The sequence below is a fragment of the Pseudoalteromonas phenolica genome (assembly GCF_044788725.1).
GTDB lineage: Bacteria > Pseudomonadota > Gammaproteobacteria > Enterobacterales > Alteromonadaceae > Pseudoalteromonas > Pseudoalteromonas phenolica_C.
Genome location: NZ_CP173161.1, coordinates 813,285 through 834,983 on the forward strand (window position 1 = coordinate 813,285; position 21,699 = coordinate 834,983).

Below are 21,699 nucleotides of genomic sequence, written 5' to 3' on the forward strand. Positions count from 1 at the left end.
GAACACCTATGTCGAGTGTTGTGATTTATTGTCGTAGTGGCTTTGAAAGTGATGCCGCAGCTGAAATTAACCATCATGCAGCCTTACAAGGCGTTGCAGGCTATGTTAAAGCCAAACCTAATACGGGTTATGTGAGTTTTGAAACCTATGCAGCAAGCGATGCAGAATTGCTTATTAAGAAAATCGACTTTCAAAGCTTAGTATTCGCAAGACAGTGGTTTGCAGGTGTATTTGTCAGCAACATGTCGATAGAAGATCGTGTCAGTGAAGTAAAAGCTGTGGTGGCTGATTTTCCATTATGTGGCGAGCTGCGTGTAGAAACCCCAGATACCAATGAAGGCAAAGAGCTTTCAAAATTCTGTAAGAAGTTTTCAACGCCGCTTGCGAAAAGCCTAGAAAAGCAAAACAAGCTGACTCGTGCAGTAAAGAAGAACCGCCCAGTATTACATGTGATGTTTTTAGCAAACGATACGGCATTTGTGGGTTTCTCTTTCCCGAGTAATAACTCGCCTTTCTTTATGGGTATTCCGCGTCTACGTATGCCAAGTGATGCACCGAGTCGCTCAACGTTGAAACTAGACGAAGCCTTTCACGTTTTTGTGCCGCCAGAAGAAATGGAACAGCGTGTACAGCCTGGTATGCGTGCCGTTGACTTAGGTGCGTGCCCGGGAGGCTGGACCTATCAGCTAGTGCGCCGAGGCATGTTTGTAGCAGCCATAGATAACGGGCCGATGAATCAGAATTTAATGGATTCAGGTCAGGTGAAGCACTTCAGAGAAGATGGCTTTAAGTACTTACCAGAAAAGCGCAATAACACTTGGTTAGTATGCGATATGGTAGAGAAGCCAAAGAAAGTAACAAATCTAATGTTAGATTGGATGGTGAATGGTTTTGCTAGCGAGTTAATCTTTAACTTAAAGCTACCCATGAAGAAACGCTTTGAAGAGGTATATCAGTGCTTAGAGTTAATTCGTGAAGAGTTACCTAAGTACGAGATTGAATATACTTTGCAAGCTAAGCATTTATATCATGACCGTGAGGAGATCACGGTACAAGTGCAAATACACAAGATCCCACAAAAACTGTTCAGCTAACGTTTACTGCAATTTTTATGAAAATAATAAAGCCCTGACTTATTCAAGTTCAGGGCTTTTTTGTATTTAATGTAATAGTTTAATTTGAGGTCAGGTTATTTTAGCGCGAGATATACTCCTGCGCAGTCATAGCAAAGTACTCAACCTGAGAATGTAAAATATGAGCCGGGTTCGGGTCGACCACTTCCACCGGAATGTTGTTATGGCGGGCTATTTCTAATGCCATATTGGTGATATTGACGCTAAACGAAGTCCCCATAAACACCATTTTTTCAGCGTCTAACATTTGCTGCTGAGCACGGCTGATTTCGTATAACTCAGTGTAGTATTCATCAAACAGCAGTACATAAGGTTTTAATGATTCATTTAGTATTGGCCCATTTTTACCGATTTTAAATAACTCAAGCAGCGAGCTTTCTAGGTTTTCTTCATCCACCTTATCCCAAGGGGCTTTAATACGCTCAACCTCATCGCCTTGGTGATGAAATAAAGTGACTTCATCCAATCGACCGTGAATTGAAATGTAATCAGGATTACCGGCTTTACCGTCTAAGCCATCGATGTTTTGTGTGATCAAGGTTTTGTCTGCAAGCCAATGATGCACCTTATTAGGCCCGTGGTGGCGGTAAGTGGCAAAGCGATTGTAATACCATTTTAAAAACTCACCAGGGTTGTGCATATACATATCGCGCGTCGCCATTTGCTGCGGTGTATAGTTGCGACTACCAATCGTCCAAAAACCATCTTCACCACGAAAGGTGGGAATACCACTTTCAGCACTGACGCCTGCGCCCGTGATGAATAAAGTTTTGTCAGTCTTCGTCATTTGGTTTGCTCCTAAAGTGCTGACATTAAGTTACTGTAATCATCGCGCCAAATAAATGTTGGCTTTTGATTTGGCCAAGGGCTTTGAAGATGCTTAAAGCTTGCAATTGCCTGCTCATCAAAGGTTAAAGTGACCCAGTGTGTGTTGTGCTCATGCGCTTGCTTGGCTTTTGTTTCAAAGAAATGTACTTTGAGTTTCAGCTCGTCAGCAAGACCGCGCATGAGGGGCGTGAGATCTAAATGACTATTAGAGATATGTATTGCTAAAACACCATGTTCTTTAAGCTGTGATAAATATAACTGCATGGCTTCAAGCGTTAACAAGTGCATAGGAATGGCATCGCCACTGAACGCATCTAGGACAAGGGCGTCAAATCTGTTTACTTGGCCTTGCTCTTTTTGTTTTTGAAGCTGCACACGACCATCACCAACCACATATTCAACCTGTGCTTTACTGTTATTTAAGTAGCTAAAGTGGCTTTGTGCAGTTGCCACAACATTTGGGTTTAGCTCGTAAAACGTATAGTTATCACGATGCTTACCATAAGCTGCCAGTGTACCTGCTCCTAAGCCGATAAAGCCCACTTGTGCACCATTGACTTGACAATTAAGCAGTTGAGCCACTGCCGTTTCAAAGCGGTAGTAACTTTGTGGCTGACCTTGTAAGTAAGTGGGTTCAATGATCTCAGTACCATGAGAAGTGGTGCCATCTATTAGACGACGCTCCATTTGCCCATTGATAGAGACTTCTTTGACTGATAATAGGCCATAAAAGTTACGCAACCTCAATGTGTCATGGTTGGTAAATTGACTGTTTAGCCAGATAAAAGTCGGGGCAAGTAATACCAGCACGCCGCCAGCGACAAGCACCATGTTACGGCTTTTGGCAAACTGCTCGGTACTTATTAAAGAATAAATGAAAAGTGCCAATACAAGGCCTAAAGCCAGAGGGTACTCATAAAACAAAGTAAATATCTCAGGCGCGATGAAAGTAATTGCTGCAGTGCCTAAAGCCCCACCTAAAGACATCATTAAATAAAACTGTGTCAGTTTAGACTGATGTGGTTTGGTCTTCTCAAGTTCACCATGGCAGATCATACAAGCACTGAATAATACGGTTGAATAGAGCACAATTTGACTGAGTAAATCGAGTTGGCTGCCAATAAAGAACAGCATCAAGCCAATAAAGCTACTGAATGCGAATACTGCTAACCAAAACCAGCGTTGGTAAACCTTTGCCGAGTGAAAACATAAAATAAACGTCAGTAAATAGAGTGATAAAGGCAGCAACCATAAAAAAGGAATAGGCGATACATTCTGTGTCATCGCGCTGGTGGTTGCCGTTAGCATGATCACACCACAAGCACTGAGCAATAGCCATAAAGGCAGACGCTTATCCAGTGTCGAAGTACTTTCATTTGTTTGCGCCTGAGTGTAATTGTTTTGCTTAAGTGCTAAGCCAATAAAACCTGCAAATAATAAGACAAATACACCATAAACAAAGCTCCAAGCCCAAGATTGTGCAGACAGGGTTAACCAAGGTTCAAATACAAACGGGTAACTGAGTAGCGCTAAGAAAGAGCCAATGTTTGAGTAACTATAGAGTTTGTAAACTTTGCTGTTGAGCGATTGAGATTGCCAACTTTGTAATAGCGGCGAAGTTGCAGCAAGCACAAAATAAGGTAGACCTACGCTCAGTGCAAGTTTAAGAAGCAATGCGAGCTCTGGAGAAGCTTGTTCCTTAATATCACTATCAGATAGACCTAAAGGTAAAGCAAGTAAGCTAATGAGTAAGAGACTCAAGTGCACAATTTGCTGTTTTTTTATATCAAGAAATTTAACCAGCAAGTGTGAATAACAATAGCCTGCGAGTAAAAAGGTTTGAAAAAACAGTAAGCAGGTTGTCCAAACTTGTGCGCCACCACCAAACATGGGCAGCAAAGATTTAGCTAATAAGGGCTGAACTTGAAATAACAAGAAAGCACTTATAAAGATCACGACAGTGGCGAGCATGCAGAGCCTTTTCTCTTTGGAAAATTAATTACTGCGCACTTTAGAGTGTTACCCATATAGATGCAAATTCACTGCTTGTTTAATCACAGTTATTAAATTAATCAACGGTAGATATTGTTATTTTATCTCATTTTCTTAAACAGGAACTTTAATGTGGATATGATATAAGATAACATTTGTGTTGTTATATTATCTCTCTGGTGTTTTAGATGAAATTAAAATTATTAAGCAGTGCAATTTTATTAGCCATGCTAAGTGGCTGTGGTAATAGCAGTAAAGTTGAAGAAATCACGCCGACTGAACAAGTCGAGCAGGGTTCTGGTGAAGGTTCGGGCGAAAGCTCAGGTAGTGATCATGACCATGAAATCAAATATCCACTTGGTCGACTTGCGGTTTCATTTGCTGATGAAAGTAATGTTTCAGTTTATGACCTTACGAACAACGAATTATTAGAAACAGTTACTTTAACTAACCCAGTTTCGGCTCTTTATGCAAGCCCTGAAGGTCGCTATGTAGTTGCCATTCAGCGTGATCATAACCATGTTGAATTTATTGATGGCGGTATTTTCTTAGAAGCCCATGATGACCACTTCCATCTAGAACAAGAAGATGTTCAGGCTGTGAGTTTTGAATTAACAGAAACAAAGCCAACACATTATGTACCAGGTGGTGAGCATGCATTGGTATTCTTTGACGGTGATAAAGACACTCAAGCAGATGCAGGTTTTGCGTTAATTTCAGATGAAGGCATTGCTGAAGCAAAAACCGATGCTCATCATGAATTTAATACTTTCATGCATGGTACCGGTGAAATTCGCGGTGAGTATGTGATTTCTACACTGCGTGATACAGAGGTTGAAAACTCATTACCTAACCGAATCGCTTTATTTGAAAAGCATGGTGACCACTTCCATCAAGAGCAAGAATTCGAACATAAGTGCCCTGGACTTCACGGTAGCGTGCAAACAGAAGAGTTTGTAGCTTTCGGTTGTACTGATGGCATCGTTGCCATTGAAGAAGCATCAGAAGTATTTACCTCTAAGCACATTGCTTATCCTGAAGGTTTCCCTGAAGGCAATCGCATAGGTAAATTTATCGGCCACCCTGAGAACCACACTGTCATTGGTTTATCTCGCTTAGGTCCTTATTCAGTAAACTTAGAGACAGGTGAAATCAAAGTTTTTGCATGGCAACCAGAAGGTGTTGAAAAGTATCTTGCATACGCAGGTAATGCAAAGACAGGCAACGCACTAGTGTTAGATGATCAAGGTTACTTAAATATTTTCCATGGCGAACACGACTGGGAAAATGAAGCGCGTATTCAAGTTTTAGAAGAAATTGAAGAAGGCGCAACGGCTAAGATCATTGCAAACATGGCGCACCACATTGTGTACGTCGCTTATGGTGAGCACCTGTATGCGGTAGACACTGAAGCAAAAACAAGCACTGAAATTCAGCACTTTGATAAGCCAATCGCGAACCTTACTTGGGTAGGTGCGTTTGAAGCTGAAGAACATGAGCACGAGCATGATCACTAAGTAAACCTTTTTGTTTAACAGATTCCCACTAAAAATGGCGACCAGTAAGTCGCCATTTTTTTCAGAAATTTAAATTACATAGGTTAAACTTCGCGATAGTTTTTGCGGTAGTTTTCAACCCAAAGCTTGGTTGCGCCACATACCGCAACAGGCATTACGATCAAGTTTACGAAAGGAATTGAGGTGAGTACGAATACTGCAAAACCAAACCCGTACGATAAGCCTTGTTCGCTTTTTAGGTCGTCTTTCATTTGCTTGAAATGAATTTTGTGGTTATCAAACGGGTAGTCGTTGTACTGTACGTTGTACATCCAACAGGTAAATAGCACCCACATGATTTGCCCGAATACAGGGAGTATCCAAAGTAAAATAAAGAAACCAATTGCCCTAGGAAGATAGTAACAAAGCTTAGTCCACTCTCGTCCAAGCATACGCGGCACGTCTTTCAAGGTGTCTGACAGTTTATCGTCATTAATAGGTTGGCCTGTTAAATAGAGCTCCACTTTTTCACTAAGCAAGCCATTAAAAGGTGCGGCGATGAAATTGGTTATCACAGTGAAAACCATGGAGTAGGAGAACAAGATCACCAAGATAGCAATCGGCCACATCAGCCATTCAAGCCAACTTAACCAAGATGGCAGCAAGTTGTTGATGTATTCAAAGCCTTGAACTAGCCAATCATATAAAAAGAATAAAGAACTGCCGAATAGCAAAACGTTAATAAACAATGGAATAAATACAAAGCGTTTTAGTCCTTTTTGGGTTATTAACGAAAACCCAGCAATGAAATACTCAATACCTTTGCCTAACTGCACAACTAGCCTCAACAATTATATGTACACGTTTTTAGTATAAAGTGTTCCAGAGACAGCGACTAGCGCTTATGGTAACAAACTATGTCAAAGTGGAAGCTTGCGATCAGCAATAAGGTTATTTAGGCAATTCAACGTTGTAGCGTTTTGCGTACCATAAAAAGAAGGGCAGCTCGATGACAGAGAAGCTGACAAGTGTAAACCACACCCAATTAACTTCAGTGAAAACTAAAGTAAAAGTCTGTGATGACCCGAAGTAAACAGAACCCACTACAAACAAAGAGATCACCGATGCGATTAAATCTTGTAGAGAAATCTTTTTGAAGTCATTGCCTGCATATTTTGGGTTTGCATAAAAATAGGCAACAAACAGCACAATAAAATTAACCGCGATAATTGTAAATTCAGGAGTCATAATCGATAAACTGTTTAATAAAAACGCGAATAGTGTAGCGTTATGCGGATCTACTGTCCAAATAAAAGAAAGGAAAAAGGCGAGTAAAGTAACCCGCCTTTGTGCTAGCTCAAGCTTTCAATGGGTATTAAAACGCATAAGTCGCTGAAATACCGAAAGTGCGAGGGTCAATAATGCCGGCGTTGCCATATGGGTCTCGGGCATTTGCAGGAGAGCGGTGAGTTATTGCTTGCCTATCTAACGCATTACTCACAAACACGTTGAAAAGCCAATTCTCTAACTCATAGTTGGCATGCACTCGAACCAGAGAGTAGTTACCCGCTTTTTTTTCTGGTTCATTCGTAAATGTCCCAAAAAACTCATCAACATAATTACCAGAAAGACCTACATTGAAGGCGTCGTTAATCCAATACTTTATACCAGCATTGGCGGTGATTTTGGGTGCTGAGTTGAGCTCTTTACCATCTAAGTCTTTGAAGGTTTCAGTGCCATCTTTCATTTCAGTCTCAAGAAGACCTAGACCACCAGTAACCTGTAAATTGTCTGAGAGCATTGCAGACACTTCTAATTCGAGGCCATATGTATCAACGCGAGCGAGGTTATCAATGTTCCTATTTGGTCCAACAGCTTGATAGCCTTGGTAGGCATTGAAGAATACATTGGCACTGAAGTTAACATTGCCATCATTCAATGAGCTTCTTAGGCCAGCTTCGTAGGTGTTCACATATTCAGCATCGTAATAATAGTACTGCTGCGTCATCCAGTTAAAAGCACCGCCGGCAGAGTTATAGCCTCGGCGTGCACTGATGTTTGCGGTATGTTGATCGTTTATTTTGTATTGCAGAACCACTTTAGGTAAGCGAATGGTATTTTCTTGATCAAGTATAGAGCGAGAACGATGAACCAGTTGTTCACCTTCCATCGCATTTTCTATGTAATCACGGAACTGTGATTCTTGTTCTACACGTAGACCTGAGATCACACTGAATTGCTCATTGATGTTGTAGCTGACTTCACCATAGATGGCGCGTGAGTCACTACTGTCGTTACCTTGATATAAGAAGCCTGTATGGCTTTGGTAATCCTGCTCTCGCTCAAAATAGGCCAGGCCAATAAAGCCCTTAAGCGCTGCATCATCTAAACCAAAGTTGTACTTACCATCAAAAGTCACGTTTTTTTCATTCATAATGAGTAGCTGATTTCTCGCTTCAACTAATTCGTATGAATTAAAGCCCCACCTGTGATCCATATATGCCCACAACACATCGACGCTGCTGTCTTTATCAATTGTGTAGTCGACATTTAATTTTGTCGTGCGTGTATCTGTGTCCATATTTCTTTCGAAATTTGGTATGAAGGCCCAAGGATCGTCATTTCTAAAATAACGACGGCCTGAGTTGCCTTCTTCACTGTTGCTGTCAAAACTTAACATAGTAGAAAACCCTTCAAGGGCTTTTGGCTTCCACAATAGTTTGGTGCCATAACGTGTTGTTTTGAGTTTGTCTAAATCAAATTCAGGGTCGTGGGTTGGGTGAATGATGCTGTTATCATAATCATTGCCTTGAAGACCTTGCGCTGTGAATCTAAATGCTAATTCATCTTCAATAATAGGGCCCGACGCCATCACAGAAGTATCAATGTAATCACTTTGATTACGGTATCCAAGCCTACCTGCAGCTTCCCAATCAAAGCTTGGCTCTTTGGTTTTAATGAAGATCATGCCACCAATGCTGTTTCGGCCATTAGTCGTTGACTGAGGGCCTCTGAATACCTCTATTTGTTCTACATCCCAGATACCAGAGTCACCGGTTAAGTCAGCCATGTAAGGTTGATAAATGCCATCAACTAAAATTGAAACACGGCCCTTAGCACCCCCTGTTACACCATTAAAGCCTGCTGCAGCACCATTACCGGATACACCGCGAATGTCAGGCAAAGCGCCTGGTTTAACAACCACATTGGCAATTTCAGAGACTGCTGAAGTAACGCTTAAATGAGTCAATGTTTTAAGCAATTCCTCATTGATTACTGATACAGAAGAAGCGGTATCTTTTAACGTTCTATCGGCTTTTTCACCCAAGATAACAATGGTCTCCATTGATTCATGAGTTGTGTTGTCATCTTCAGCGAAAGCAGCTGTATTTAAAAACGCACAAGATAGTGAAGCTGCAATTAAGTGCTTGGTAAACTTCTTAGACATTATGAGATCCTCTCAATAATTTTTGGATATAGGTCGGCTTTCCTACCGATACTTGGTATGGATGCGCATGCCGAGCTCGTCGAGTTAACTGTTGAGTATATAAGTGCAGAGAATTCAACGGCGGGGATTATAGGTACAAGGTCTTTAAATGTAAATGCAAATAATTATCAATAATGCGATTTGAATCAGAATAAGCATATCTGACGCTGAACGGTCGTACTCTGTTTAAAAATATCAGGTATAATCGCCAAGGTCTTTTGTGGGGTAACTATGATTTCTAAAAACCAACTAAAATTATTGCGTGCATTGGCGCAGAAAAAATATCGTAAACAACATAATTGCTATTTAGTGCAAGGAGAAAAAAATATCCTTGAGTTGTTTGCTGCCAATGTGCCAGTAAAACAGTTATTTGCCTCACCTGCATTTATTGCAGCCCATAACGATAAGATTCTTGCCGATGACATTGTCGAAGCCGATGAAGAAAGTTTAAGTAAAGCGAGCACGTTAGTAAGTAACAATGCAGCCATTGCCATTGTTACTATGCCAGAGCCAAGCAGTATAGACACATCAGGCCTCGTGTTAGCGCTAGATGGAGTATCAGACCCTGGAAACCTAGGCACCATTATTCGCGTGGCTGACTGGTATGGCCTAAAGCAAATCGTGGTTAGCCAAGATTGTGCTGACCATTTTAATCCTAAGGTGATCAGCGCGACCATGGGCTCATTTGTTCGTGTGAATGTGATCCGCACTGACTTGGCGGCATTTTTAGCGGACTATGACGGCGATGTTTATGGCGCCTACCTGGGTGGTCAAAGTGTCCATAAAACGCAGTTTGCTGCAAAAGGGGTGTTGGTGATGGGCAGCGAATCCCATGGTATTCGAGAGCAAGTTGCACCTTTCATCAATCAAAAGATCACTATTCCTGCTTTTGGTGGGGCCGAGTCGCTGAATGTGGCCATGGCGACCGGGATCATCCTAGATAACATTAAACGCCAAGATTATACCAACCCTCAATAATGCTCAATTATTTTGAGGGACTAAAACTGACGCTAACTTCGTTGAAAATTTCTCATTTAGAACAACTAAATAGCAAAATTTTCGCCTCGTTATCGACAAGTTTTCCTTGCCTCAAAATAGATCGCTTAATTAAGAGGAATGGTATTAATCTTTGAAGATTATTTTGTTATTGTTTTCAATTAACTAAAGTAACCCTAACAAATCATGCGGCTGACCCATATTAAGCTTGCTGGCTTTAAATCATTTGTAGAGCCCAGCAAGATCCCATTTCCAGATCAGATGACCTGTGTGGTTGGCCCCAATGGCTGTGGTAAGTCTAATGTGATTGACGCCGTACGCTGGGTGTTGGGTGAAAGCTCAGCAAAAAATCTGCGTGGCGATGCCATGACAGATGTTATTTTTAATGGCTCAACACACCGTAAACCTGTCTCTCAAGCTTCAGTAGAACTTTTCTTTGATAATACCTCTGGTGTGTTACAAGGCAGTCTCGCCAATCGAAATCAAATCGCCATTAAGCGTTTAGTAACCCGAGACGGCCAGTCATTGTATTTTCTCAATGGCAGCAAGTGTCGTAAACGTGATATCACCGACATTTTCTTAGGCACAGGTCTTGGTCCGCGTAGCTATGCGATTATCGAACAGGGAATGATCTCTCGTTTAATAGAAAGCCGCCCGCAAGAGCTCAGAGTGTTTTTAGAAGAAGCCGCCGGAGTTTCTAAGTACAAAGAGCGACGCCGCGAAACCCAAACCCGCATTCAAAGTACCCGTGACAATTTAGAGCGCCTGCTAGATATGCGCCAAGAGCTTAAAAATCAGCTTGATAAACTCTCGGTACAAGCAGAGCAAGCCAAACAATATCGTGAGCTTAAGCGTGATGAGCGTTTGCTCAAAGGCCAGGTCGCAGTCATTAAATGGCAAAAGCTAAATGCACAACAACAGCAAAAAGCCGCTGAAATCGCTGAACTTGAAAAACAAATCCGCTTTTTTAGTGAGGCTCATCAAGGTCATGCTGATGTGCTTTCAGCACTAGAAGCAAAGCTTGAACAAGACACGCATAAACTAGAAGACACACAACAGCAAAAGCATCGTATTCATACCGAGATAATTCGCTTTGAACAGCAAAAGCTCAGTGCACAGCAACAAAAAACACAACTACAAGCTGATATAGATAAACAAAAACAAGCATTTAAAGAAGCACAAGATGCACTGCAAACCCTGCAGCATGCGCAAACTGAGTTTACCGAGCAACAGCAAGCGGCAGAGCAAGGGCTTGAACAAGCGAAAGACGCGTTATTAAAAGCTCAAAGTGCCTTTGAATCGTCACAAGCTGCACATAAAGCACAACAAGCGAAGTTGAATGCAGGGCAGCATGAAATATCTGAGCAGCGCCAATCTTTGCAACAGGCAGAACAAAACCTTAAGCAAGCAGAGTTATCGCTGACTCACCTGCAGGCAAATATAGCAGATGTGGCAAAGCAAATTGAACAGCTGCAAAGCCAATCAGTCACAAAAGAGCTCGATGCAGCAAAAGCTGAGTTTAATCAGCTTGCGAAACAAATGGCTGGGCTACAATCGCAGGCCAAGCAACATGCTGTTGCTTTAGATGATGCACAGACTAGTTATTCAAAGGCCGAACTTGAAGAGCGCGAGCGCGCGCAAAAGGTCAGTAGCTGCAAAGCAAATATCAGTGCGTTAGAGAATGTGCTTAGCTCACTGACCGAGGACGTACAGCAGACGTTACTGCAAACCTTATCCGTCAATGCGAGTGATGCAGCGATTGTTGAAAGTGCGCTGCTTGGCATGACGTTATTACCTGTAAGCGAAAGCACCACAGAGCATGGTGTTTGGGATAACACCCAAGCGCCTCGCGAGGGCTCAGTTGCAAGTTTACTGCAGGGGCAGGTTTACCCAGCATTTTTAAACTATATCCAATTACTTGAACAAGGTCAGCGATTTACCCCCGAGCAAGGCTGGTGGATGGCCGTTGATGGTGAAGGTAACTTGTATGGTGAGAACTTTAGAGTTAGTAAGTCTAAACAAACTTCAGCAGGCTTATTAACACAGCAAACGCAATTAAATGAACTTAACATTGAGTTACCAAAACTAATCGCAGACGTTGAGCAAACAAAAGTGCAAAAAGCAGCACTACAAAAACGATTACAAGCAGCGCAACAAGACGTGGAGAGTAACAGTGCCAATATTCACCAAATCGCTCAGGGTATGGCAAAGGCACAAACTCACTCTGAGCTATTAGAAAAGCAACATGCTAATTGGCAGCAATCCCTCGAGCAATATCAACAAAAGCAAGGCTCGCTTCAAGCACAATTAACTGAGCAAGCAGCACCTATTGCCAAGCAAAAACAACAGATTGCTGACATAGAGGCTGCCCTTGAGTTACTTCAAGCGCAGCAAATTGAGTTACAAACTCAGGCCGACGAACAAGAACAGGCCTATATTCAGGCTGCAAGTCACTCGCAAACGGCTCAGCAAGCATTGCATCAGGCTGAGCTTGAGTTACAAAAAGTACAAAATACGTGGCAACTTGAGCAAACAAAACAGCAACACAGTCAAAGCGTGTTAAATAGCGCCTTAGAGCGACTCGAAACCTTACAGCAGCAATTAGAAGACCAACAACTGCCACTGCTCGAGTGTGAAGAGCAGTTGATGATATTAGTCGAGCAGCATCAAGAAATCGAAATTCAGTTAGAGCAGTGCCAAGCGCAAAAAGCGCAAGCCCAAAAAGCACTGCAAGATAAACAAGCGAGTTTGCAAGACGCGCAATCGGGCGTTACGAAAAAACAAAATCAGCTTCAGCAGCTTAAATTAGCAGAGCAAGAGCTAATGATTAAAGCGCAGTTGATGCTAGAACCCCTTGAAGAGTTACAGCAAACACTCAAAGATATTCTGGCAAGTTTGCCTAAAACCCCTAAGCTGGTGAGCTTTCAGTCAAAGTTACAAAACACTACTCAACAGTTGTTGGAGTTAGGTGCGGTAAACCTCGCTGCGATTGAAGAATATGACCAAGCCCTTGAGCGTAAAACCTATTTAGATGAGCAGCTAGATGACTTAACTGCCGCACTCGAAACACTCGAAGGCGCTATTCGTAAAATAGACCGAGAAACCAAGCAGCGTTTTAAGCAAACCTTTGATCAAGTAAACAAAGATTTTGCAGGGCTGTTCCCGAAAGTGTTTGGGGGTGGTCAAGCGTATCTTGAGTTGACCTCAGATGACCTGTTAGAAACCGGTGTGGCGATTATGGCAAGGCCACCGGGCAAGAAAAACTCAACAATTCACCTTTTAAGTGGTGGAGAAAAAGCGCTGACCGCATTATCATTAGTGTTTTCAATATTTAGGCTAAATCCAGCGCCATTTTGTATGTTGGATGAAGTTGATGCACCGCTTGATGACGCCAACGTCGTGCGTTTTTGCCGTTTGGTCGAAGAAATGTCACAATCGGTGCAATTTATATATATTAGTCACAATAAAATCGCCATGGAAATGGCGGGTAGACTGACGGGGGTAACCATGGCAGAACCGGGTGTTTCGCGTATGGTTGCCGTAGACATAGAACAAGCAGTGCAAATGGCACAAACGTAGCAAGATAAAGGTGAGTAATGGCCGAAGAATTAAGATGGGCATTAATCGTGATCAGTGCGCTAGTTATTGGCGGTTTATTGATCCACGGCTTATGGTCAGTAAGAAAAAAAGAAACACCAGAACAAACTGATAATACTCCGAAACCACAGCCTAAAGTTGAGCCTGCGGCCCCAGCGACAGACAATGAGCCTGAACTGGGTGATATGAATTTTTCAGCGGTAGATGAAGAGCCTACTGCAGAGCCTGTTGTTGAAGAGCAACAGCAAGATGCTGCGCCGGCAGCAGCCCCTGAGCCACAAGACTTTATTATCTTGCACATTGAAATGCCAGAAGGTCTTTCTATGGCGGGCTCTAAGCTATTACCTTGTGTTTTGAGCCTAGGTTTTAAATATTCAGATGAAGGCTTCTTTAACCGTCATGTTGAGCCTTCAGGTAATGGCCCTGTATTGTTCCGCTTAGTGAACATGTTCAACCCGGGTACATTTGATATTGATAACATGGAGCAGTTTAGCACTGCGGGCGTGAGTTTATTTATGACGCTGCCATGTGAGGGTGATAGCCTAGCAGCCTTTAATATGCTGCACAGTGCTGCTAAGAAACTGTCTGATGAGTTTGGTGCCACGGTATTAGATCACCAACGTCAGCCTTTAAGTGTTGAAACGGTTCGCAGCTATGTTGAAAAGGTTCGCGAATTCGCTGCTTAATGATTAGCGCGTTATGATTTTTTAGGCCACCGAGCTCACACTTGGTGGCTTTTTGTTTTTAGAGGTCGAGATGTCAGAGTCAGTTGTTAAGCAAATTGATGCATTAAAACAGCAATTAGAAGAATATAACTACCAGTATTACGTATTAGATAACCCAAGTGTGCCAGACGCAGAATACGATAGAGTAATGCGTGAATTAATGGCACTAGAGCAAGCAAACCCTGAATTACTTACACCTGATTCGCCATCACAAAAAGTCGGTGGGGAAGCCTTGAGTAAGTTCTCTCAAGTGACCCATAAAGTACCGATGTTGTCTCTTGATAATGCCTTTGATGAAGCAGAATTCACTGCATTTAATCGTCGCATTCAAGAGCGCTTGTTAGTGAATGAGCCACTGGATTTTTGTTGCGAGCCAAAACTCGATGGCCTAGCAGTATCTATCTTGTATAAAAATGGGGTGTTAGTGCAGGCGGCAACACGCGGTGATGGTCAAGTCGGTGAAAACATCACTGAGAACGTTAAAACCATTCGTAACGTACCGCTGCGATTACGTGGTGATGATATTCCGGCTGAGCTCGAAGTGCGCGGTGAAGTATTTATGGATACGGCGGGTTTTGAAAAGTTAAATGAAACGGCATTTGCCAAAGGTGAAAAAACCTTTGCGAACCCGCGTAATGCGGCTGCAGGTAGTTTACGTCAGCTTGACTCTAAAATTACCGCTAAGCGTCCACTGATGTTTTACGCATACTCAACGGGTGTTGTTGAAGGGGTAGAATTGCCAGATGCGCATTTTGAGCAACTCAGTAAGCTCAAAGATTGGGGCTTCCCAATGTGTCCTGAAACGCGTCTAGTAACAGGCACCACAGAAGTGATGGCATATTATCAAGACATTCTTGAGCGCCGTGCAAGCCTCGCCTATGAAATTGATGGCGTGGTGATCAAAGTAAACCGTAAAGATTACCAACAACAGCTTGGTTTTGTTGCCCGCGCACCGCGTTGGGCCATTGCCTTTAAGTTTCCTGCGCAAGAAGAAATCACTCAGTTACTGGATGTTGAATTCCAAGTAGGTCGTACCGGTGCAATTACACCGGTAGCACGTTTAGAGCCGGTTTTCGTCGGTGGTGTAACCGTGTCAAACGCAACGCTTCATAACCGCGATGAAATAGAGCGCCTTGGCGTAAAAGTCGGTGATACCGTCATTATACGCCGCGCAGGTGACGTAATACCTCAAGTAACGCAAGTGGTGTTAGATCGCCGCCCAGATGATGCTACAGACATCGTATTCCCTGAAACATGTCCTGTATGTGACTCACACGTTGAGCGCATTGAAGGCGAAGCTGTGGCCCGTTGTACCGGCGGTTTAGTGTGCCAAGCACAGCGCAAGCAAGCGATTAAACACTTTGCATCGCGAAAAGCATTCGATATTGATGGTCTAGGCGATAAAATTGTCGATCAGCTTGTTGATAGAGAGCTGATTGAAACACCTGCTGACTTATTTACCTTAAAGCAAGGTCATTTTGAGTCATTAGAGCGCATGGGGCCAAAGTCGGCGCTAAACCTAGTTAACGCGCTAGAAGCGGCAAAGCAAACCACTCTGGCAAAGTTCTTATACGCTTTGGGTATTCGTGAAGTAGGTGAAGCGACCGCGCAGAATTTGGCAAACCACTATTTAACGCTAGAGAAAGTAATGGCAGCCAGTACGGATGACTTACAAACAGTCAGTGATGTGGGCGTTGTGGTTGCTAAACACATTCATGCTTTCTTTAATGAGCCGCACAACCAAGCTGTTGTGAACGCGCTACTTGAAATTGGAATCAATTGGCCGCAAATAGAACAGAAGTCTGCGGATGCACAGCCGCTTGCTGGGTTAACGTATGTTTTAACCGGTACATTGAGCCAGCTAAATCGTAACGACGCGAAAGCGCGTTTACAGGCACTCGGCGCAAAAGTGGCAGGCAGTGTCTCTAAAAACACCCATGCCCTTGTTGCAGGCGAAAAAGCAGGCTCTAAGTTAACCAAAGCACAAGAGTTGGGTATTGAGATCCTTGATGAAGATGCCTTAATTGCTTTGTTCGCTGAACATGAGTAATACCGAGCAGCAATTATAGAAATACACTTGCTAGTAACGCGGTCAATATGGCCGCGTTTTTGTAGTAGTTCCTCTGCATAGAGGGGTAGGACATTTATGAAACATTACGGCCCAGAGTATTGGGATAAATATGGCGTGTATAGAACACCACTGGCTTTTAACTTGACGCTGGTGGTTTTGCTGCGGGCCTATTTTTTATGGACTTTCTCTGCATTGGCAAGACGTCCCGATATCGATTTTATGTCGCTGTTTTTTGTTTCTAAATTCCATTTCTTTACGGCGTTAGGTATTGGGGCGATTGCCATTGTACCAACGGTGATTTATTCACTACGCCGACCTACCAGCTCTCAGAAGTTAGCTAAAATTTGGCGACATATGCGCTGGCCATTATTACTTTGTGCATGCTTAGACTTAACTTGGCTGATCTATCAAGCATCACAATCGTATTACCAATTTTCGATGTTTTTAGCAGTACAAATGGTGCTCTTGTTGTGGGTGATATTGTATTTGCTGAAAAGTCGCTATTTAAGCTACTTTTTTAATGATTGGCCTGAGCCTGAAAAACAAGATAACAAGGGATAAATTATGCTGACCTGGCAAGATGTTTTAAAGTACGCCAATACTGGTAATCCAGAGCCGAAAAATCGAGTTGAGAAAACAGCTGAACAGTGGCAACAAGAGCTAGACCCAGAAGTCTTCTATATTACCCGTAATAAAGGCACCGAAAGGCCGTTCAGCAGTGGTAGTTGCACGGTATTTGAAGCCGGAGACTATCACTGTGCCTGTTGCAATAATTTATTGTTTTCAGGAGACGAAAAGTTTAACAGTGGTACAGGTTGGCCATCATTTACCAAACCCGCCTATTTAGAGTCGATTGCTTACATTGGTGATAACAGCCATGGTATGCAGCGAGTCGAGATTGTGTGTAATGTATGCGACGCACACCTAGGGCATGTATTTCCCGATGGCCCACCACCAACAGGTTTACGCTATTGTGTAAATGCGTTATCGATGACAAAAGCTTAGCCTTAAACAATTAGTCTATTGAAAGTCCCAGCTCATCGCAGGTGACTTTCAGCTTGCCTAAACGCTCTTTCTGATCAGCATCTAAATCCACATTATTTAAAAGTTCAAAACACTTCTTGAGTAATGGGGTATTGATAGTATTTTCAGCACGCTGATTTTTATCCAGTAAACACTGCATAAGGTTCAAGGCTATGCTGGCATTTTTTGGCATAATCCTAAACGCTTGGGTAAATGCCTCAAGTGCAACATCGATTCGCCCCTGATTAAACTGGGTAACAGCATGGTTATTAAGTTCTTTTGGACCCATTGTAATATCCTGCTTTTCAGTTTTTTGCTGACGAATATAGTGCAGGGTAGTGGGGTCACTAATGTCTTTATGACGCTCACAATGTTTAATAATTTGCGTGAATAAGTCTTGTGCTTTGTGTTGCATCCCAAGCTCATGACAAGCTTTTGCTTTATCAAGGGCGGCATCAATTGAGCGTATTGTCGGCTCATCTTCGAGTTGGTTGATGAGCTGTATCGCTTTTTGATGCTCGTCTTTTAAATAATGAATACGTGCGTTCAAAACGTCTAGCTGGGTTTGGTTATTGGCATTAGGAAATTGTTTTTTTAAATCGGCCAAGTATTTTTGCGTTTGTCGTGTAATGCGATTAATTTGTTCTGTTTGATCTGTGGCCAGAGCAAAGTCGATACCTGCTCTTGCTGCATTTAAGTAGACTTCAGGGTTGTCATGGATCGAATGTTTAGCATATTGGGCAATGTCTTTATGGGCGTTATAGCTAGATTCGTAATCGTGATTTATTGATGCAACACGACCTAAGCTTTTTTGTCTTTCGATATTGCGCGGTGCCATGTCTGTGGCTTGCTGTAGAAATGTTTGTGCATCCTCGAATTTATTAAGCTGCATTTCGAGACGACCCAATAGATCAAGCGCAACTAGTCTGGTTTCAGAGCGTTCCAACATCGTCTTTAGCATGCGCTGTGCAAGTACATGCTCCTTATTGGCAATTAAGGCTTCTACTAACCCTATTTTAGCCCAAGCAAATTTTTGTAAAGACAGAGCTGATTTATAAAATGTTTTGGCCTCGTCAACTCGCTTCAATCTAAGTAGCGCCTCACCTTTTAACTTAAGCATGATCGGACTGTAGGTGTTGTCGTTATTATCAAGTTCTTGGTCGATAACTTTAATTGCTTTTGAATCGTTACCGTCATCAATCAAAGTGAAAATTTGTTTCAGTGCTGCTTTTCTTTTCAAAACACGGGTAAGTCTAGACTTCAGATCTTTAATGGAAAAAGGTTTTACTAGAAAGTCATCGGGCTGAAGTTCAAGAACACTATGTACTAGCTCACCACTGGTCTCAGCAGAGACGAAAATAAAAGCGGTAGTGTTCTTGATGAGATTTTTATTTTTGAGTTCTTCGTAAAGCTGATAGCCGTTTTGTCGCTTAGTTAAGTCAAATGAGCAAATAATTAAATCAAATTTTTCACTGGCGCAAAGCTCTATCGCTGCAACAGCATGCTCAGCCATATAGATATGCTTAAACTGTAGCTGCTCCAAAGAGCGCCTGAGGTGACTCAGAGCGAGTGGCTGTTCTTCGACAATTAACAGCTTGATATTGCTAAAGTTGTTTAAGCTCATTGAATAAATTGGTAACGATAAGGGCTAATGACAGTCTAGACCTTTAATGGGCTTTTTTAAATAGTTTGGAGATAAAACAGAGTAAGATTAAGAATTTAAGATTGGATTATGTGGTGGGTCGTACTGGACTTGAACCAGTGACCCTCGCCTTGTAAGGGCGATGCTCTCCCAACTGAGCTAACGACCCACATAATAATTAAGCTTGATATGGTGGGTCGTACTGGACTTGAACCAGTGACCCTCGCCTTGTAAGGGCGATGCTCTCCCAACTGAGCTAACGACCCATATCAATGTACTTTGCAAACCAAAAGAGTGGTGGGTTGTACTGGACTTGAACCAGTGACCCTCGCCTTGTAAGGGCGATGCTCTCCCAACTGAGCTAACAACCCGCAAAGTGTTTCTAAATGGTGGGTCGTACTGGACTTGAACCAGTGACCCTCGCCTTGTAAGGGCGATGCTCTCCCAACTGAGCTAACGACCCATTTAGAAAATGGTGTGTAATATGGTGGGTCGTACTGGACTTGAACCAGTGACCCTCGCCTTGTAAGGGCGATGCTCTCCCAACTGAGCTAACGACCCATATTACAGTTCTATAATGGTGGGTCGTACTGGACTTGAACCAGTGACCCTCGCCTTGTAAGGGCGATGCTCTCCCAACTGAGCTAACGACCCATTATAGATAAATTTAGATATGTGGTGGGTCGTACTGGACTTGAACCAGTGACCCTCGCCTTGTAAGGGCGATGCTCTCCCAACTGAGCTAACGACCCATATCTAAAAACAACACGTTACCGTGTCGTTGTGGAGCGGTATTATAGGGAGACTTGCAACAGAGTCAATAGCTGAATTTACAAATTTGGTCTGTCTGCGGGTTTTATCATCAAATTGCAATTGTTCTTCATTATATAGCAAGTACATTTTCACGCTAAAAAAACTTAAAAAGCTAAGAAAGTAGACAGGAAAGTAGATTCATTGAAAAATAAATCAAAGCTAAAGTGCCAAATATTATGAATTTAATGTCGGGTTGTATTTAGTAGATAAAATTGGAGATTCTGTTTTTCAAGTTTTGTTCAAAACCAAGTATAGCTGCTTTTTCTACGGCTCGTAATAAAGGGCCAAAATAGTAAACACCATAACTATAGGTAATAACTCAGTGATACAAGGAATAAAGTAGGGCATTTAAACGCTAGAGCAATGATATAGAGCGGGTTTAGTTGCCTAAAAAGTGTTGATGTGGTTATATATGCGCCTGTTTGTTGGTTTTTGAAGCGAACAGTAAAAAGTTAAAGAAAAATTGTTGACTTTAATTTTGCGGGTGCATAGAATGCGCCCCGCACTCAGCGATACAGGTGACTAACTGAAAGGTTAGATAAGCCCAAGGTAAGGGGCTATAGCTCAGCTGGGAGAGCGCCTCGCTGGCAGCGAGGAGGTCTGCGGTTCGATCCCGCATAGCTCCACCAATTTCTAAGTGCAATTGTCCTAGAGAACACAGTTTTGTGTCCCCTTCGTCTAGAGGCCTAGGACACCGCCCTTTCACGGCGGTAACAGGGGTTCGAATCCCCTAGGGGACGCCAATTCCGCTACTTCTTCGAATGGAGTAGGGGAGTTAAATATACTCGTATGGTAAGAGTTAAAATAACCAGTCCTAGTGACACATTATCTACATGATACTGCGTCCCCTTCGTCTAGAGGCCTAGGACACCGCCCTTTCACGGCGGTAACAGGGGTTCGAATCCCCTAGGGGACGCCACTTTACTTAAAGTGCTCAAGATAAATGCTCGTATGGTAAGAGTTAAAATAACCAGTCCTAGTGACACATTATCTAAATGATACTGCGTCCCCTTCGTCTAGAGGCCTAGGACACCGCCCTTTCACGGCGGTAACAGGGGTTCGAATCCCCTAGGGGACGCCACTTAACTTAAAGTGCTCAAGATAAACGCTCGTATGGTAAGAGCCTAAATAACCAGTCCTAGTGACACATTATCTACATGATACTGCGTCCCCTTCGTCTAGAGGCCTAGGACACCGCCCTTTCACGGCGGTAACAGGGGTTCGAATCCCCTAGGGGACGCCACTTAACTTAAAGTGCTCAAGATAAACGCTCGTATGGTAAGAGCCTAAATAACTAGTCCTAGTGACACATTATCTACATGATACTGCGTCCCCTTCGTCTAGAGGCCTAGGACACCGCCCTTTCACGGCGGTAACAGGGGTTCGAATCCCCTAGGGGACGCCACTTTACTAAAAGTGCTCAGATAAATACTCGTATGGTAAGAGTCTAAATAACCAGTCCTAGTGACACATTATCTACATGATACTGCGTCCCCTTCGTCTAGAGGCCTAGGACACCGCCCTTTCACGGCGGTAACAGGGGTTCGAATCCCCTAGGGGACGCCACTTTACTAAAAGTGTTCAAGATAAACGCTCGTATGGTAAGAGCTTAAATAACCAGTCCTAGTGACACAGAATTCTGCGGAAGAATAATGCCGTTCGCCTCGCTGGCTCGGACTCACCTAACGCAGAAATAGCAAATCAGTGATTTGCTAAACAATTTCTGCGTCCCCTTCGTCTAGAGGCCTAGGACACCGCCCTTTCACGGCGGTAACAGGGGTTCGAATCCCCTAGGGGACGCCACTCTTCTTGCTGTATTTCTAAATTAATTCCTTATAAGTCATCTCTATTTTCATTAAATTAAATTTTGATAATTTATCTCTCTTTTCTCTGAAC

The 21,699-nt window shown here is 42.9% G+C and carries 14 protein-coding genes and 15 tRNA genes; 16 read left to right on the forward strand and 13 right to left on the reverse strand.

Translation table 11 applies throughout. The features are described from left to right. Positions 1-8 precede the first annotated feature (8 nt). Positions 9-1,094, forward strand: a complete 1,086-nt coding sequence (rlmM, locus tag ACH784_RS03820; RefSeq protein WP_404393687.1) for a 23S rRNA (cytidine(2498)-2'-O)-methyltransferase RlmM — start codon at positions 9-11, stop codon at positions 1,092-1,094. A 100-nt stretch (positions 1,095-1,194) separates the two neighbouring features. On the opposite strand, the gene ACH784_RS03825 is transcribed toward rlmM, so the two are convergent. Together ACH784_RS03825 and ACH784_RS03830 are read right to left on the reverse strand one after the other, a co-directional pair. Further along, positions 1,195-1,920 (reverse strand): SIR2 family NAD-dependent protein deacylase, encoded by a 726-nt coding sequence (locus ACH784_RS03825; protein WP_404393689.1) that lies wholly within the window; start codon positions 1,918-1,920, stop codon positions 1,195-1,197. A gap of 11 nt (positions 1,921-1,931) precedes the next feature. Beyond that, entirely contained in the window at positions 1,932-3,932 is a 2,001-nt protein-coding gene (locus ACH784_RS03830; protein ID WP_404393691.1) for a spermidine synthase, read from the reverse strand. 209 nt (positions 3,933-4,141) lie between these two features. Here ACH784_RS03830 and ACH784_RS03835 point away from each other — a divergent pair, with 209 nt between their 5' ends. Continuing rightward, entirely contained in the window at positions 4,142-5,470 is a 1,329-nt protein-coding gene (locus tag ACH784_RS03835) for a hypothetical protein (RefSeq protein WP_404393693.1), read from the forward strand. An 83-nt stretch (positions 5,471-5,553) separates the two neighbouring features. Here ACH784_RS03835 and cysZ read toward each other — a convergent pair whose 3' ends face one another. The 3 genes from cysZ to ACH784_RS03850 form a co-directional block, all read right to left on the reverse strand. Beyond that, complete coding sequence (cysZ, locus tag ACH784_RS03840) at positions 5,554-6,285, reverse strand: sulfate transporter CysZ (RefSeq protein WP_404393695.1); 732 nt, start codon at positions 6,283-6,285, stop codon at positions 5,554-5,556. Between the two features lie 115 nt (positions 6,286-6,400). Beyond that, entirely contained in the window at positions 6,401-6,697 is a 297-nt protein-coding gene (locus ACH784_RS03845) for a hypothetical protein (RefSeq protein WP_404393697.1), read from the reverse strand. Positions 6,698-6,824: 127 nt separating this feature from the next. After that, positions 6,825-8,897 (reverse strand): TonB-dependent receptor, encoded by a 2,073-nt coding sequence (locus tag ACH784_RS03850; RefSeq protein WP_404393699.1) that lies wholly within the window; start codon positions 8,895-8,897, stop codon positions 6,825-6,827. Between the two features lie 270 nt (positions 8,898-9,167). On the opposite strand from ACH784_RS03850, the gene ACH784_RS03855 reads away from it, so the two are divergent. From ACH784_RS03855 to msrB, 6 genes are all read left to right on the forward strand, one after another. Continuing rightward, positions 9,168-9,914, forward strand: a complete 747-nt coding sequence (locus ACH784_RS03855) for a TrmH family RNA methyltransferase (RefSeq protein WP_404393701.1) — start codon at positions 9,168-9,170, stop codon at positions 9,912-9,914. A 204-nt stretch (positions 9,915-10,118) separates the two neighbouring features. Beyond that, positions 10,119-13,511, forward strand: a complete 3,393-nt coding sequence (locus ACH784_RS03860) for a chromosome segregation SMC family protein (protein ID WP_404393703.1) — start codon at positions 10,119-10,121, stop codon at positions 13,509-13,511. A gap of 17 nt (positions 13,512-13,528) precedes the next feature. Further along, the gene (zipA, locus tag ACH784_RS03865; RefSeq protein ID WP_390441875.1) at positions 13,529-14,215 is read left to right on the forward strand and encodes a cell division protein ZipA; all 687 of its coding nucleotides are present in this window, start codon (positions 13,529-13,531) and stop codon (positions 14,213-14,215) included. Between the two features lie 70 nt (positions 14,216-14,285). Beyond that, the gene (gene ligA / locus ACH784_RS03870; protein WP_404393706.1) at positions 14,286-16,304 is read left to right on the forward strand and encodes an NAD-dependent DNA ligase LigA; all 2,019 of its coding nucleotides are present in this window, start codon (positions 14,286-14,288) and stop codon (positions 16,302-16,304) included. 96 nt (positions 16,305-16,400) lie between these two features. Beyond that, positions 16,401-16,886: a DUF2919 domain-containing protein gene (locus ACH784_RS03875; protein ID WP_130255033.1), complete on the forward strand. Its 486-nt coding sequence runs from the start codon at positions 16,401-16,403 to the stop codon at positions 16,884-16,886. A gap of 3 nt (positions 16,887-16,889) precedes the next feature. Then, positions 16,890-17,330, forward strand: a complete 441-nt coding sequence (msrB, locus tag ACH784_RS03880) for a peptide-methionine (R)-S-oxide reductase MsrB (RefSeq protein ID WP_138567009.1) — start codon at positions 16,890-16,892, stop codon at positions 17,328-17,330. Positions 17,331-17,340: 10 nt separating this feature from the next. Here the strand turns inward: msrB and ACH784_RS03885 are convergent, their stop codons facing one another. From ACH784_RS03885 to ACH784_RS03920, 8 genes are all read right to left on the reverse strand, one after another. Next, positions 17,341-18,972 (reverse strand): response regulator, encoded by a 1,632-nt coding sequence (locus ACH784_RS03885; protein WP_404393709.1) that lies wholly within the window; start codon positions 18,970-18,972, stop codon positions 17,341-17,343. 111 nt (positions 18,973-19,083) lie between these two features. Next, a tRNA-Val gene (locus tag ACH784_RS03890) sits at positions 19,084-19,159 on the reverse strand. 21 nt (positions 19,160-19,180) lie between these two features. Continuing rightward, positions 19,181-19,256, reverse strand: a tRNA-Val gene (locus tag ACH784_RS03895). A gap of 29 nt (positions 19,257-19,285) precedes the next feature. Further along, positions 19,286-19,361 (reverse strand) — tRNA-Val (locus tag ACH784_RS03900). Positions 19,362-19,377: 16 nt separating this feature from the next. Next, a tRNA-Val gene (locus tag ACH784_RS03905) sits at positions 19,378-19,453 on the reverse strand. Positions 19,454-19,475: 22 nt separating this feature from the next. Continuing rightward, positions 19,476-19,551, reverse strand: a tRNA-Val gene (locus ACH784_RS03910). Between the two features lie 17 nt (positions 19,552-19,568). Continuing rightward, a tRNA-Val gene (locus ACH784_RS03915) sits at positions 19,569-19,644 on the reverse strand. 22 nt (positions 19,645-19,666) lie between these two features. Further along, positions 19,667-19,742, reverse strand: a tRNA-Val gene (locus tag ACH784_RS03920). Positions 19,743-20,356: 614 nt separating this feature from the next. Between ACH784_RS03920 and ACH784_RS03925 the strand changes: the two genes are divergently transcribed. The 8 genes from ACH784_RS03925 to ACH784_RS03960 all read left to right on the forward strand — a co-directional run bounded on the left by ACH784_RS03925 (position 20,357) and on the right by ACH784_RS03960 (position 21,606). Continuing rightward, a tRNA-Ala gene (locus ACH784_RS03925) sits at positions 20,357-20,432 on the forward strand. A 38-nt stretch (positions 20,433-20,470) separates the two neighbouring features. Beyond that, positions 20,471-20,546 (forward strand) — tRNA-Glu (locus tag ACH784_RS03930). A gap of 100 nt (positions 20,547-20,646) precedes the next feature. Then, positions 20,647-20,722: transfer RNA gene (locus ACH784_RS03935), tRNA-Glu, on the forward strand. 86 nt (positions 20,723-20,808) lie between these two features. After that, a tRNA-Glu gene (locus ACH784_RS03940) sits at positions 20,809-20,884 on the forward strand. A gap of 86 nt (positions 20,885-20,970) precedes the next feature. Beyond that, positions 20,971-21,046: transfer RNA gene (locus ACH784_RS03945), tRNA-Glu, on the forward strand. Between the two features lie 86 nt (positions 21,047-21,132). Next, positions 21,133-21,208 (forward strand) — tRNA-Glu (locus ACH784_RS03950). 85 nt (positions 21,209-21,293) lie between these two features. Continuing rightward, positions 21,294-21,369 (forward strand) — tRNA-Glu (locus ACH784_RS03955). A 161-nt stretch (positions 21,370-21,530) separates the two neighbouring features. After that, positions 21,531-21,606: transfer RNA gene (locus tag ACH784_RS03960), tRNA-Glu, on the forward strand. Positions 21,607-21,699 lie beyond the last annotated feature (93 nt).